Here is a 12,934-nt window from a genome sequence, read left to right as displayed (position 1 = left end):
CCGGGCGCCAGCCCGGTCGAAAACTCACTCCACGGGCACCGCCATGATCTTGCCGCCCTGCAAGAACGGCACCAGCACCATCTGGCCCATCATGCCGATGTCGCCCGCCCCGGCCTCGGTCGTGGTCAGCGTTTCCAGCCCAGCCCCGTCATAGGCGACGATCTCGCCTGTCGGGTTGTCCGAATAGATCAGCTTGCCGCCGATCTCCACGATCCCGTCGATGGCCCCGGTTTCCTCGGCGCCCGGCAGCGTGGTCATTTCGGCGCTGTCGTAGGTGACGGCGTAAAGCTGCCCCTTCCCCTCGATCCGGCCCTGATCCATCAGCCATTCCTTCCCCATCGAACCGACGACCAGCCGATCCTCCTGCGCCCAGATCCCGTTAGGCAGGTCCAAGGAGCCCGCGGGGACGAAGGCTTCGGCGCTTCCGTCCATCACGCGAAAGACCGCCCCGCCGAACATGTCGGTGACATAGACCGCGCCATCCGGCCCGATCGCCACATCGTTGGGAAACATCGCGCCTTCGAGCGTGATGGTCTCGTCCACGGTCCCGCTCGCGATATCCACGACATGCAGCCCCATCGCATCCGCGACGTAGAGCTTGCCGTCCATCGAGGCCATGCCCTTGGGGTCCATCAGCCCCGTGACCCAGTCCTTCTGCTTCATTTCACCGTCCGGCGTGACCAGCGACAGATACCCGTCCATCTGCCCGTCCGGCCCGAAGGTCGCGATGTTCGACACGACGATCTGGTCCGACCCTGCCTCGTAATAGGCCGACTCGGGGGTTTCGAACCCCTCGAGCGTCCAGCCGCCCCCGTGGCTCGCGGCCATGGCCGCGCCCGCGCATCCGATACCGATGGTTGCAATGACATACTTCATGGAATCCTCCCGTGATCTCCGCACTCACGCTGCGCCCATCGCGGTCGCCTGCCTACCAATATCAGATATAGACGGCGGCAATCCGCCTTCGTCACCGCGCGGACCACGGAGTGGAAACATCATTGGGGAGATGTTGGAGGCGGCAGACAGCCCGCCACCGGATCGTGCGGCGAAGCCTAGCGCGCGGCGTCGATCGCGGGGCGGATGACCGTGTCGGGGATCGCCCCGGTGATCGGCCCTGCGAAGCGTTTGACGATCACGCCATCGCCATCGACCACGAAGGTCTCCGGCACACCGTAAAGGCCCCAGTCGATCCCGGTGCGCCCGCTTTCGTCCGATACGACCGCAGTAAAGGGATTGCCGAGGTCATCCAAAAACTTGCGCCCGTTCGCGGGCTCGTCCTTGTAGTTGATGCCGTAGATCGGGATGCCTTCCTCGGCGAAGGCCATGAGGTATTCGTGCTCGGCCCGGCACGGCGCGCACCAACTGGCCCAGAAGTTCACCAGCTTCACCTCGCCATCGGCCAGCTCTTCGACCGTGAAGCCGGGCTCACCGGGGAACTCGGCCACCGTCAGCGCGGGCACCGGCCCGCCTTCGCGGGTGGATGCCAACTGATCGTCGCCCCGGTTCATGCCGAAGTAGAACATCAGTGCCAGCCCGGCGAAGACCACCGGCGGCAGGATCATGAGGGGTTTCATGTCAGGCTCCCTTGCGCCGCGCCTCGGCGGCTTCGAGCTTCTTTTTCACGCGTGCGGACTGCCACCAGCTGACCGCGATGACCAGAGCCACGAGCAGGATCGTCGCGGCCCATGAGGTCAGGATCGCGCCCGCGTATTTTCCCAGATCAGGCATCCGACATCCTCTCCCGCATCTCCAGCGCATGAATGCGCCGCTTGCGCACCTCGGTCCGTGTGCGCACCAAGAGAAGCGCGATGAACAACAGAACGAAACCCGTCAGGCAGATCACCAGCGGCTGCCAGTAAACGTCCGAGACGTTCTCTTCCTTGTCGAGCGACAGGGACGCCCCCTGATGCAGGCCCTGATTCCAGAAGTTCACCGCATAGCGGCTGAGAAGCGCGAAGACGCTGCCCACGATAGCCAGAACGCTCGTGAGGTCGGCGGCGGTGTCCGGGTCTTCGATCGCGGCCCAAAGCGCCATGTAGCCGAGGTAGAACAGGAACAGGACGAGGAACGAGGTCAGGCGCGGATCCCACGCCCAGTAGGTGCCCCACATCGGCTCGCCCCAGATCGCCCCGGTGAGAAGCGCGATGATCGTCATCACGACGCCCACGAGGGCGGCGGCCTTGGCGGCCAGCGCGCTGACGTGATGGCGGCGGATGAGCCAGATGAGCGAGGCCACCAGCATCATCACCCAGATATTGATCGCCATCATCGCGCTTGGCACGTGGACATAGATGATCTTGACCGACGAGCCGAAATTCACCGCCTCGGGCGTGAAGAAAAAGCCCCAGATCAGCCCGACCGCCAGCGTGAGGATCGTCAGCCCGATCACCCAAGGCAGCGCCTTGCCGGACAGGGCCATGAACTTGACCGGGTTGGCCCAGGCCCAAAGCCAGTTCCACCCGTCTCTCGCCTGTTTCGTGCGCACGTTATCCATGCGAATTGTCCTATGTGTGATGGGCCAATCGGGCAAGAAAAACCCGTGTCCCTCACCGCAGATTGATACGCAATGCCGCAGCCGCCGCGAAAGGGAGGAGCGCGATGCTCCCCGCCGTGATCCCCGCGACCATCAGAAGCGGTGTCGAGGCGTCGAAGCCGCCGATCCCGCGCGCCGCCGCCTCGGCCCCGAAGATCAGCGTGGGCACGTAAAGCGGCAGGACGAGCAGCGACAGGAGCAGCCCGCCCCGTTTCAGTCCCACGGTCAGAGCCGCGCCGAAGGCTCCGATCATGCTGAGCGCGGGGGTGCCGATCAGAAGCGTGACGAACATCCACCACGCCCCGCCCGCTGGCATCGACATCAGCCCGCCGAAAACAGGCGCGGCCAGGGTCAGGGGCAGTCCGGTCACCAGCCAGTGCGCGACCGCCTTCATCACCACCGCCCCCTCCATCGGCAGCGGCGCGGTGGCGAGCAGGTCGAGCGATCCGTCCTCGAAATCAAGCTGGAAGATGCGGTCGAGCGACAGAAGGCAGGCAAGCAGGGCGCCGACCCATAGGATACCCGGCGCGATCCGGCCGAGGATCTCGGCCTCCGGCCCAACGCCGAAGGGGACGAGCACCGTCACGATCAGGAAGAAGGCAAGCCCAAGGCCGAAACCGCCCCCCGCCCGCACCGACAGGCGCAGATCGCGGATGAGAAGCGCGATCACAGGAACGCCTCGTCGAATGAACCGGGTTCCGCCGCGCGGGTCGGATCGGCCTTGAACGGCGTCACGTCGAAAATCCCGGCTTCGAGCCCAAGGTCGATATGGGTCGCGATCAGGGCCGCCCCGCCGCCCGCAACATGCGCGCGCACACAGGACGCGAAGAGCGCGACCGAGGCTGTGTCGAGCGACACCGTCGGTTCATCCAGAAGCCAGATCGGCCGCCCGGTGACGAGAAGCCGCGCCAGACCCAGCCGCCGTTTCTGCCCCGCAGACAAGTTCGCGGCAGGCCGGTCGCGCAGCCCCAGAAGGTTCATCCGAGTCAGCGCATCCTCGATATCGCCGGTGGCATAGACGCTGGCCCAGAAGGCAAGGTTCTCGGCCACCGAAAGCTGCGCCTTCAACCCATCCGCATGGGCACCATAGGCAATCGCTTCGGGCGGCAGGCTGACCTCACCGGCCACGGCGGGCTGCAATCCGGCCAGTGTGCGTAGAAGCGTCGTCTTGCCCGACCCGTTCGGCCCGCGCAGGACCAGCACCTCGCCCGCCCCGAGCGTGAAGCCCAGCCCCTCCAGCACCGGCACGCCGCCGCGCGCCACCGTGAGGTCGCGGACGATAAGCTCCATCAGACGGGCAATACCGCAAGCGCCACGCGTCGGCCTTCGGACAGCGTGATGTTGTAGGTCCGGCAGGCGGCCGGGGTGGCCATCGCCTCGACGCCGATCCCGGCGGCCTCGAGGGCGCTTTGCATGTCCTTGGGCGCGAAGGCCATCTCCGGCCCCATGCCCAGAAACAGCACGTCGACATCGGCGGCGAGCGCGAGCAGCGCGTCGACATCGTCCAACCCGCCCCAGCTCACCGCGCGCTTTCCCGTGGCCAGCATCGGCCCCCGGATCACGTCGCCCGCAACCCGGAAGAACCCCGGCCCGTAGCTTTCGACCGGCATGGCCTGACCATATGTGATTTCGTGCATCTGCATGGCCGTTTCCTAACCCGTTCGCGCAGCCGGGAAAAGACCCACCGCAGGCGAGGTGGAAACCGATGCCCCGAACCCTACACGCACCGCTAAGAAATGACCGATCAGTCGAAGAGTGGCAGGCCGGTGACGATGGCCAGCCCGATCACACCATAGGCGACGGCGCGAAACCCGCGCTCGGCCTCGGGACGAAACGCCCATTGCCCAAGCGCGATGCCGAGCGCATAGGGCACCGCCAGCACCGCGGCCAACGTGACTTCGGCCCAGCCGACCAGCCCACGCGCCAGCAGGTTCACGATGATGCCGATGTCGAGACAGGCGAGAAACAGGATCGTGTTGGCGCGTACCTTGGCCGCACCCGAGGGGCCGGCGAGATAGAACAGGATCACCGGGGGCCCGGTCAGCCCCGTGGTGCCACCCAGCACACCGGCGGTCGCACCGATGGCGCCCAGACCGGGCCAGCGCACCCGCCCGCCGAAACGCCAGCCGGAAACGAGCGCCGCAAGCGTCACGGTCGCCACCACCGCGACTGTCCAGCGCAAGACCTCGCGGTCGAGCCATGTCAGCATCCAGACGCCGAGGGGTGCGGCCGCCACGGCTGCAAGGGCCAGAACGCCGACCTCGGCCTTGTCCGCCTCGCGAAACGCACGTGGTACGATCAGCACCCAGGTCACGACGCCCGTGATCGTCACGACGACGATCGCGGTCGACACCGGGAGGAAGATCGCGCCCACAGGCATGAAGATCAGCGCCGTGCCGAAGCCCGAGAACCCGCGCACGACACCCGCGAACACGAACGTCACCGCCAGCCACGCGAGACCCGGTGTGGCCAGCGCCTGTTCGATCACCTCAGGTCTCTGAGTTGCCGAACTGCGTGCCCGCTTCGGCGTCAGGCTTGGTCCAGTCCCGCTTCACCCCAAGGCGCAGCAGGATGGCCGAGGCCACGAAGACCGAGGAATAAGTGCCGACCACGACGCCCCAGATCATCGCGAAGACGAAGTTGCGGATCACGTCGCCGCCCAGCACGAAAAGCGCGATCAGCGCGATCAGCGTCGTGACCGAGGTCATCATCGTCCGGCTCAGGGTTTCGTTGATCGACAGGTTCAGCACTTCCTTCAGGTCGAGCTTCTTGAAGCGCCGCAGATTCTCGCGCACCCGGTCGAAGACGACCACCGTATCGTTCAGCGAATAGCCGACGATGGTCAGAAGCGCCGCGATGATCGGCAGGCCGAACTGGATCTGGAACAGCGAAAACACCCCGATGGTCAGCGTCACGTCATGGATGAGCGCGGCGACCGCGCCCAGCGAGAACTGCCATTCGAACCTGAGCCAGATATAGATCAGCACCGTCGCCATGGCGGCGGCCACCGCTTCGATGGCGGTCCAGATCAATTCGCCCGACACCTTCGGCCCCACGCTTTCCACGCTGGGGAAAGTGATGTTCGGGTCGTAGGCCGTCAGCGCGTCTTCGACCGCCTGAATGGTCTCGACCGAAATCGCCTCGTCCCCGTCCTGCGACTGGATACGCACCATCGCGACGTTCTCGTCCGGTCCGAAGGACGGATCGAACACCTCGGAAATCGCGACATCGCCAAGCCCAAGCGGGGCGATGGCGTCGCGGTAGGCGCCGACATCGACGGCCTCGGTACTTTGCGTGCGGATCGACGTGCCGCCCCGGAAATCGATCCCGAAGTTCAGGCCGAAGACCAGAAAGGCCACGATGGATATGACCATGAGCGCGCCGGACAGCCCGAGCGAGAGCCACGAGCGCGAGAAGAAATCGACATTCGTTTCCTTCGGAACCAGAGACAAACGCATCTCAGACCTCCAGCGTTTTCGGACGACGGCGTTCGAACCAGATCACGACCATCAGGCGCGTCACGAAGATCGCGGTGAAGACCGATGTAATCAGGCCGAGGCCAAGGGTGACGGCGAAGCCGCGAACCGGACCGGAGCCCATGATGAACAGGATGCCCGCGGTCAGGAACGTGGTGATGTTGGCGTCGATGATGGCCGACAGCGCCTTTTCATACCCGAGGTCGATGGCACGCGCAGGCCCGCGCTTGTTCTTAAGCTCCTCGCGGATCCGCTCGAACACCAGCACGTTCGCGTCGACCGCCATACCGATGGTCAGCACGATCCCGGCGATGCCCGGCAGCGTCAGCGTCGCGCCGATGGCGGAGAGCAGGCCGAAGAGCATGGCGACGTTCAGGATGAGCGCCACGTTGGCGATCATGCCGAACCAGCCGTAACTCAGCGCCATGAAGACAAGGACACCCGCGAACGCGACGAGCGAGGCGATCTCACCCGCCGCGATGCTGTCGGCGCCCAGTTCCGGCCCGATGGTCCGTTCTTCGAGGAACGTCATCTCGGCGGGCAAGGCGCCGGCGCGCAGGAGCACGGCAAGGTTGGTCGATTCCTCGACCGTGAAATTCCCGGTGATGATACCGGAGCCACCCGGAATGTGTTCGTTGATGCGCGGGGCCGAAATGACCTCGCTGTCCAGCACGATGGCGAAAGGGCTGCCCACGTTCTCGGCGGTATAGTCCCCGAACAGGCGCGCGCCATGCGGATTGAACCGGAAGTTGACGGCGGGCCGCCCGTTGGTGTCGAAACTCGGCTGCGCATCGACGAGGTCTTCGCCGGTCACGACCGGCACGTCTTCGAGCACGTAGTAAACGCCCTCTTCGTCCACCGACGGATAAAGCACATTGTTCGGCCCCGGTGCCTGATCGGGGTTCGTCGTGCGGCTGACGACCGGCTGGAAGGTGAGCTGTGCGGTGGTGCCGATCAGCGCTTTGAGCTCGTCGGCGGACCCCAGACCCGGCACCTGAATGAGGATGCGATCCTCGCCCTGCCGCTGGATCGTCGGCTCGCGTGTGCCGACCTCGTCCACCCGGCGGCGAATGATCTCCAGCGATTGCTGGATGGTGCGGTCGTCGGTGGCCAGTTTCTCGGCCTCGGACAGGGCCACGACGATCTCGTCGCCCTCGACATCGACCGTGAAGTTGGTCGACCCGGTGCCGGTGATCGTCACGACCGGCGTCGCCAGCGCGCGCACGAGCTGGGCGGCATCGTCGATATGCGTGGTATCCCCGATCTTGACCCGAAGCGTCCCGTCCTCGGTCGGCACCCGGCGGATGGTGCCCACAATGTCGCGCGCGTCGCGCAGGACCGGAAACACCTCCTGCCAGATCGAATCCATCCGCTGCTTGTAGACGTCCTCGACCTGCACTTCGGCCAAAAGATGCGCCCCGCCCCGAAGGTCCAGACCGAGATTGACGAGGTTCGACGGCAGCCAACCCGGCCAGGCGCTGCGATCTGCGGCGAGTTCCGGCGTCGCTTCGCCGCCCGCCTGTTCGATCGCCGTGACCGCGTCGTTATGGGTCTCGACCCGCGGATAAAACAGGTTCGGCATGGCATAGGCCAGCCCCGTCACCACCACGAGGATGATGACGACCCGCTTGAAGATGGAGATATTCAGCATCTGGCCCCTGCCCTGCCGGTCATGTTGCGTGTGGTTTCAGCGCGATCAGCTCTTGGCGCTTTTCGGTTCGGCCGCCGGTTCGGTCTTGGACACGACCTGAAGGATCGCGGCCTTGGTCACGCGGACCTTGACGCCCTCGGCGATCTCGACCTCGACCTCTTCGCCTTCCTTGACCTTCGACACCTTGCCGATGATCCCGCCCTGCGTGACCACCTGATCGCCCCGGCGCAGCGCCTCGCGCATCTTCTGGTCTTCCTTCACCTTCTTCTGCTGCGGGCGGATCAGGAAGAAATACATGATGCCGAACACCAGCACCATCGGGATGAGCATGGAGTTCATGAGGCCCCCGGCGGGGGCGGCGGCCTGCGCGAATGCGGGCGAAACGAGCATAGATTGGTCCCTTGTCTGTTGGGCGGATCGGCCCTGTCATAGGCGGGACCGTTCGGCCCCTTTTGGCTGGCGCGGACCCTATATGGGCGTCCGGGTGATGGCAAGCAATGGGCAGGCGGGCGCAAAGGCCCGAACCGTGACCGGGCCGTCGGCGGCGACAGGCCCATTCCATCTGGCATCGTCACACCGTCCCGGCTAGGCTTTCGCCAATTCCAGACCACCAGATTTCCAAGGGAGACGCCCGATGCAATGCCATGAAGTTGATTATGAAATATTCGGTGACGACATGCAGATCGTCGAAGTGGAACTCGACCCGGCCGAGACCGTCATCGCCGAGGCGGGCGCCATGAACTACATGGACGACGGCATCGGGTTTGAGACCCGCATGGGCGACGGCGCGCGCCCCTCGGGCGGCATCATGGATTCGCTCCTGAACGTGGGCAAACGCGTGCTGACCGGCGAGTCGATCTTCATGACCCACTTCACCAACAACGGTCAGGGCAAGAAGCGCGTGGCCTTCGCGGCACCCTATCCCGGCAAGATCATCCCGGTGGACATGGCCGAGATGGGGGGCGAACTCATCTGCCAGAAAGACGCCTTCCTCTGCGCGGCCTTCGGCACCACGACCGACATCGCGTTTCAGCGCAAGCTGGGCGCGGGCTTTTTCGGCGGCGAAGGCTTCATCCTCCAGCGCCTGAACGGCGACGGCATGGCCTTCATCCACGTCGGCGGCACCGTCATCAAACGCGAATTGGCCCCGGGCGAAGTGCTGCGCGTCGACACCGGGTGCCTGGCGGCCATGACCGGCAGCGTGAACTACGACATCGAACGCGCGGGCAACCTCAAGTCGATGATCTTCGGCGGCGAAGGCATCTTCCTCGCCACCCTGCGCGGGCCGGGCACCGTCTATCTCCAGTCCCTCCCCTTCTCCCGCCTCGCCGACCGCGTCCTACGCGCCGCCGGTCCCGGCCTAGGCAACAAGAAGGGCGAAGGCTCGGTGCTGGGCGGATTGGGCGACATGTTCGGGGATCGGTGAGGGCAGAGATCGCAACCAGTCACGGCTGCGGCCCTGCACCGGACTCACATGGGTATCATATGAATGGCGCATGGAATTGCCATGCGCCAAACAAGGATTGACGGGGCATCCGCCCCTTACCGTGCCGAGGCGATATCCGCGCCCTGCCGCAAATTCCGCAGCTTCTTCCACGTCACCTCCGGGTCGATCTTGCCGTAGCCCGCGAAGGTGCCGAAGCCGCAGTCGGTGGAGGCGATCACGCGGTCTTCGCCCACGATGTCGATGAACCGGCCAAGACGCTGCGCCACCAGTTCGGGGTGTTCGACGTAGTTCGAACAGGTGTCGATCACGCCCGGCGCCAGCACCTTGTCGTCGGGAATATCGGCGTCGCGCCAGACGGTCCATTCGTGTTCGTGACAGGGGTTCGCGCTTTCGAACAGGATGGTCGAGGGGTTCGCCGACAGCACCACGTCGATCACTTTTTCCAGTGGGATATCATGGTCATGCGGGCCTTCGTAGTTGCCCCAGCACAGGTGCATCCGCATCCGGTCCTTCGGCAAACCTTCCGTCGCGGCGTTCAGCGCCTCGACATTGGCGGCGGCCACTTTCACGAATTCCTCCTGATCCATATCCTGATACCCGGTGTGGGCCGACATGGCGAGGTCGGGGCAGTCGAACTGAATGTCGAAGCCCGCGTCCAGAATAGCCTCGTATTCGGGGCGCATGGCGGCGGCCAGATCGGCCAGATAGGCCTCGTGCGACGGGTAATACTTGTTCACCTGAAACGCGGTGATGAGCCCCGGAGACGCGGCGTTCATGAAGGCGCGGCCCGTGTCGGCCTCGGCCCCCAGCGCCTCTTTGAACCGCCGGATATCATCCAGCGCCGGTTGCAGGTCCACCAGCTTCACTTCACCGATGCAGGACGCCCGCGTGAATTCCTGCGAGCCCATTATGGCACTCAGTTTCTTGGCCAGATTCGGGTGCGCCGCCAGATCCTTGGCCGGTTTGCGGTCGATGTGGCCGCCGAAGCCCGACAGGCGTTCCTGCATGTAGGTCGAATAGCCGACCTTGCCCAACTCGCCGTCCGACACGATCGAAACGCCCGCCTCGCGCTGATGGCGGATCGCGTCGCGAATGGCCTCTTCCACCGTCGCCTCGAATGCCTCGGCGTCGTATGCCTCGCCCTTGTCCTTGGCGATGAGCAGCGCCGACAGCGCGTCACCACGCGGCAGGCTTCCGACATGGGTGGTTTCGATGGTCATGGTCTGGCTCCGTCCCTGTTCTGATCGTGCCGACACACCAGACCACCGCGACGGGCGAAAAACAACCGGATACGCGCCGGGCGGGCCCCTCTAGGCGTCCCGGTCCGCGTCCGCCTTCGCCGCCGCGGATTTGGACGCTCGCGCCGCCGCCTCCTGCCGCGCCTCGCGCCGTTTCGCGAACTGTCGCATGGCGTCGTATCCCATCGCCGCGACCCCCCGCGGATTATAGGGATAGATGCGCACGGCGACGGTATCGATGGCCTTGTCGGTCCAGTTCTTCTTGTATTCCAGAAGGTGTCCCTGCATCTCGATCCGCTGGATGCCACGGCCCGCCAGATGCCCGATCAGGTAGTATTGCATGAGCGCACCGGGGCCGTATTTGGCAACGGCTTCGTCATATCCGATCTTGTAGGCCCAAAAGACGTTGTCGCGGATCTCGCCGATGCTCATGGCGATCGCCTTGCCGTCGAGCCGGAGGAAGGCGACGTGCAGACGCCCCTCGCCCGCCACCACCTTGGCATAGTCCCGAAAGAATGCCTGTTGCCGATGGTCATGGGTCAGGGCCGTGCCGGTGCGTTCCTTCCAGCTTTTCGCCTCGACCGCGACCGCGGTGTCCAGCAGGCCGTCCACCGCCCCGGTCGCGGGTTCGAGGAAATCGACCGTCACCTCGCCCAGTTCCCGCATCCGCCGCTCGTTGCGCCGGATCGACTGCCGCATGTTGCGGCGCAGGTTGTTGGTGGGTTCGGACCAGCTTTCATTGAGGTCGAGCCAGGGGGCCGCCGGAATGACCTTGGTCCGCACCACGACCTTGGCCTTGCCCTGCGCCGCCTTCTGCACCTCGCCGATGAACGGGTCTTCGATGGGGTAATAGCCCAGATCGGCCCGTTTCCCGAGCCCGATGAGGCCCTTGGCGAGTGCCGGAAGAACGCTGTCATCTCGACGCGGGACCGGAAGGCCGCCATCGTCATTCGCGACGAAGTGATGCCGCTGCACGAAGCCCTTGTCGACCGTCATGGCGAGCAGCGCCTTGGGTTCACTGAGCGGCCCGACCACCACGACCGTGAGCGCGCCGATCCGGCTGTAATGCGCGGCCATCGCCTTGGCCCAGGCGAAGAGCAGCTTCGGGCTGCGCCACGGCGCGGATAGGACGCCATCCCACGCTTCGGGCGTGACCTCAGACTGGGTGACGATGTGAACCTGCTCGGATACCATTTACTGCGCTTTCGTCGGGGCTTCGTTACCGGACCCGCGCACATATGCACGCCGGACCGGACCTTTCCATGGAAAAATTAAGGTGAACATGGGCACACCCCAAAGGCCGGGGGTATCCCGGTGCGCGCGGCGACCGGCCCCTCTCCCACCCGGCCCGCCGCGATCCCGCATCCCGGCGAGCGGTGTTCGGCGCGACACCTTGGGGCGCATCTCCGAAGCGCGGCGAATGCGGCCCTCCCAGCGGTGCTTTCGCCCTTTGCGTCCCGCCACGGCTTCGGGCATAACCACGCCGAACGCAGACAAGGACCGCCCAAGATGCACGACATTCGCACCATCCGCGACAATCCCGAAGCTTTCGACGCCGCCATGGCGCGTCGCGGGTTGTCCGGTGTGTCGGCCGAGGTTTTGGCCATCGACGAGGCGCGCCGGGCCGCGATCCTGAAAGCCGAGACCGAGCAGGCCGAGGCCAACAAGGCGGCCAAGGCGATCGGGGCCGCGAAAGCCTCCGGCGACGAGGCGGAATTCGAGCGCCTGCGCGCCGAGGTGGCCGAGAAGAAACAGCACATTGCAGCGCTGAACGACGAAGCCAAAGCCAAAGATGAGGAGCTGACCCAGCTTCTCATGACCCTGCCCAACGTCATCGCCGACGACGTGCCCGATGGGGCGGACGAGGACGACAACGTCGAGATCCGCCGCTGGGGCACGCCTCGGGTGTTCGATTTTGCGCCCAAGGAGCATTACGACCTTGCCGCCGTGCAGGACGGGCTCGATTTCGAGACCGCCGCCAAACTCTCCGGCTCGCGTTTCGTGGTGCTGTCGGGCGCTGTCGCGCGGCTGCACCGGGCGCTTGCGCAGTTCATGCTCGACACCCATGTCGACGAGAACGGGCTGACCGAGACGATCACCCCCGTGCTGGTGCGCGAAGAGATGATGTATGGCACCGGGCAACTGCCGAAATTCGGTGAGGACAGCTACAAGACCACGAACGGCTGGTGGCTGATCCCGACCGCCGAGGTGACGCTGACCAACATCGTGAACGGCGCGACGATCTCGGCCGATTATCTGCCCCGCCGCTACGTGGCGCACACCCAGTGCTTCCGGTCCGAGGCCGGGTCGGCGGGCAAGGACACGGCAGGCATGCTGCGCCAGCACCAGTTCGAGAAGGTCGAGATGGTGTCGATCACCAAGCCGGACGAGAGCGAGGCCGAACATGATCGGATGACCCGCTGCGCCGAAGACATTCTCGAACGTCTCGGCCTGCCCTACCGCACGGTGAAGCTCTGCACCGGCGACATCGGGTTCGGTGCGCGCCGCACCCATGACATCGAAGTCTGGCTGCCGGGTCAGGATACCTATCGCGAGATTTCCTCGGTCTCGACCACCGGGGATTTTCAG

The 12,934-nt window shown here is 65.2% G+C and carries 15 protein-coding genes; 2 read left to right on the top strand and 13 right to left on the bottom strand.

Annotation, left to right across the window (positions count from 1 at the left end; translation table 11 throughout):
* Nucleotides 1-24 precede the first annotated feature (24 nt).
* The 11 genes from RB2654_RS22205 to yajC all read right to left on the bottom strand — a co-directional run bounded on the left by RB2654_RS22205 (nt 25) and on the right by yajC (nt 7,999).
* Nucleotides 25-876, bottom strand: a complete 852-nt coding sequence (locus RB2654_RS22205; protein ID WP_050771925.1) for an SMP-30/gluconolactonase/LRE family protein — start codon at nt 874-876, stop codon at nt 25-27.
* Nucleotides 877-1,052: 176 nt separating this feature from the next.
* Nucleotides 1,053-1,574 carry a DsbE family thiol:disulfide interchange protein gene (locus RB2654_RS01850; protein ID WP_008328036.1) on the bottom strand — a complete coding sequence of 174 codons (522 nt, stop codon included), beginning with the start codon at nt 1,572-1,574 and terminating at the stop codon, nt 1,053-1,055.
* Between the two features lies 1 nt (nt 1,575).
* Nucleotides 1,576-1,728, bottom strand: a complete 153-nt coding sequence (gene ccmD, locus RB2654_RS01845) for a heme exporter protein CcmD (protein WP_008328034.1) — start codon at nt 1,726-1,728, stop codon at nt 1,576-1,578.
* Entirely contained in the window at nt 1,721-2,494 is a 774-nt protein-coding gene (locus RB2654_RS01840) for a heme ABC transporter permease (protein WP_008328033.1), read from the bottom strand. The genes ccmD and RB2654_RS01840 overlap by 8 nt, the downstream gene beginning before the upstream one ends.
* Nucleotides 2,495-2,546: 52 nt before the next feature.
* Nucleotides 2,547-3,203, bottom strand: a complete 657-nt coding sequence (ccmB, locus tag RB2654_RS01835) for a heme exporter protein CcmB (RefSeq protein ID WP_008328025.1) — start codon at nt 3,201-3,203, stop codon at nt 2,547-2,549.
* On the bottom strand, nt 3,200-3,823 hold the full coding sequence (ccmA, locus tag RB2654_RS01830) for a heme ABC exporter ATP-binding protein CcmA (protein ID WP_008328024.1): 624 nt from the start codon (nt 3,821-3,823) through the stop codon (nt 3,200-3,202). Before ccmA ends, ccmB begins: the two co-directional genes overlap by 4 nt.
* Nucleotides 3,823-4,176: an Mth938-like domain-containing protein gene (locus RB2654_RS01825; RefSeq protein ID WP_008328023.1), complete on the bottom strand. Its 354-nt coding sequence runs from the start codon at nt 4,174-4,176 to the stop codon at nt 3,823-3,825. The genes ccmA and RB2654_RS01825 overlap by 1 nt, the downstream gene beginning before the upstream one ends.
* Nucleotides 4,177-4,277: 101 nt before the next feature.
* The gene (locus tag RB2654_RS01820; RefSeq protein WP_008328022.1) at nt 4,278-5,021 is read right to left on the bottom strand and encodes a sulfite exporter TauE/SafE family protein; all 744 of its coding nucleotides are present in this window, start codon (nt 5,019-5,021) and stop codon (nt 4,278-4,280) included.
* A 1-nt stretch (nt 5,022) separates the two neighbouring features.
* Complete coding sequence (secF, locus tag RB2654_RS01815; protein WP_008328021.1) at nt 5,023-5,991, bottom strand: protein translocase subunit SecF; 969 nt, start codon at nt 5,989-5,991, stop codon at nt 5,023-5,025.
* Between the two features lies 1 nt (nt 5,992).
* On the bottom strand, nt 5,993-7,660 hold the full coding sequence (secD, locus tag RB2654_RS01810; RefSeq protein ID WP_008328020.1) for a protein translocase subunit SecD: 1,668 nt from the start codon (nt 7,658-7,660) through the stop codon (nt 5,993-5,995).
* 45 nt (nt 7,661-7,705) lie between these two features.
* Complete coding sequence (yajC, locus tag RB2654_RS01805) at nt 7,706-7,999, bottom strand: preprotein translocase subunit YajC (RefSeq protein ID WP_040885374.1); 294 nt, start codon at nt 7,997-7,999, stop codon at nt 7,706-7,708.
* A gap of 295 nt (nt 8,000-8,294) precedes the next feature.
* Here yajC and RB2654_RS01800 point away from each other — a divergent pair, with 295 nt between their 5' ends.
* The gene (locus RB2654_RS01800) at nt 8,295-9,086 is read left to right on the top strand and encodes a TIGR00266 family protein (RefSeq protein WP_008328018.1); all 792 of its coding nucleotides are present in this window, start codon (nt 8,295-8,297) and stop codon (nt 9,084-9,086) included.
* 116 nt (nt 9,087-9,202) lie between these two features.
* On the opposite strand, the gene RB2654_RS01795 is transcribed toward RB2654_RS01800, so the two are convergent.
* Nucleotides 9,203-10,327, bottom strand: a complete 1,125-nt coding sequence (locus RB2654_RS01795; protein ID WP_008328016.1) for a cobalamin-independent methionine synthase II family protein — start codon at nt 10,325-10,327, stop codon at nt 9,203-9,205.
* 90 nt (nt 10,328-10,417) lie between these two features.
* Nucleotides 10,418-11,539, bottom strand: a complete 1,122-nt coding sequence (locus RB2654_RS01790) for a GNAT family N-acetyltransferase (protein WP_008328014.1) — start codon at nt 11,537-11,539, stop codon at nt 10,418-10,420.
* Nucleotides 11,540-11,854: 315 nt separating this feature from the next.
* On the opposite strand from RB2654_RS01790, the gene serS reads away from it, so the two are divergent.
* A partial coding sequence (gene serS / locus RB2654_RS01785) for a serine--tRNA ligase (RefSeq protein WP_008328012.1) occupies nt 11,855-12,934 on the top strand: 1,080 nt, incomplete at its 3' end.

Source organism: Maritimibacter alkaliphilus HTCC2654 (assembly GCF_000152805.1).
GTDB classification, from domain to species: domain Bacteria; phylum Pseudomonadota; class Alphaproteobacteria; order Rhodobacterales; family Rhodobacteraceae; genus Maritimibacter; species Maritimibacter alkaliphilus.
This window is presented reverse-complemented; position numbering and strand designations above follow the sequence as displayed.

Excerpts from the sequence above, each read along its gene's own strand:
- ccmA (WP_008328024.1), bottom strand. The coding sequence starts at position 3,823 with ATGGAGCTTATCGTCCGCGACCTCACGGTGGCGCGCGGCGGCGTGCCG.
- RB2654_RS01840 (WP_008328033.1), bottom strand. The coding sequence starts at position 2,494 with ATGGATAACGTGCGCACGAAACAGGCGAGAGACGGGTGGAACTGGCTT.
- RB2654_RS01800 (WP_008328018.1), top strand. The coding sequence starts at position 8,295 with ATGCAATGCCATGAAGTTGATTATGAAATATTCGGTGACGACATGCAG.
- RB2654_RS01850 (WP_008328036.1), bottom strand. The coding sequence starts at position 1,574 with ATGAAACCCCTCATGATCCTGCCGCCGGTGGTCTTCGCCGGGCTGGCA.
- RB2654_RS01825 (WP_008328023.1), bottom strand. The coding sequence starts at position 4,176 with ATGCAGATGCACGAAATCACATATGGTCAGGCCATGCCGGTCGAAAGC.
- RB2654_RS22205 (WP_050771925.1), bottom strand. The coding sequence starts at position 876 with ATGAAGTATGTCATTGCAACCATCGGTATCGGATGCGCGGGCGCGGCC.
- ccmD (WP_008328034.1), bottom strand. The coding sequence starts at position 1,728 with ATGCCTGATCTGGGAAAATACGCGGGCGCGATCCTGACCTCATGGGCC.
- RB2654_RS01790 (WP_008328014.1), bottom strand. The coding sequence starts at position 11,539 with ATGGTATCCGAGCAGGTTCACATCGTCACCCAGTCTGAGGTCACGCCC.
- yajC (WP_040885374.1), bottom strand. The coding sequence starts at position 7,999 with ATGAACTCCATGCTCATCCCGATGGTGCTGGTGTTCGGCATCATGTAT.
- secF (WP_008328021.1), bottom strand. The coding sequence starts at position 5,991 with ATGCGTTTGTCTCTGGTTCCGAAGGAAACGAATGTCGATTTCTTCTCG.
- secD (WP_008328020.1), bottom strand. The coding sequence starts at position 7,660 with ATGCTGAATATCTCCATCTTCAAGCGGGTCGTCATCATCCTCGTGGTG.
- RB2654_RS01795 (WP_008328016.1), bottom strand. The coding sequence starts at position 10,327 with ATGACCATCGAAACCACCCATGTCGGAAGCCTGCCGCGTGGTGACGCG.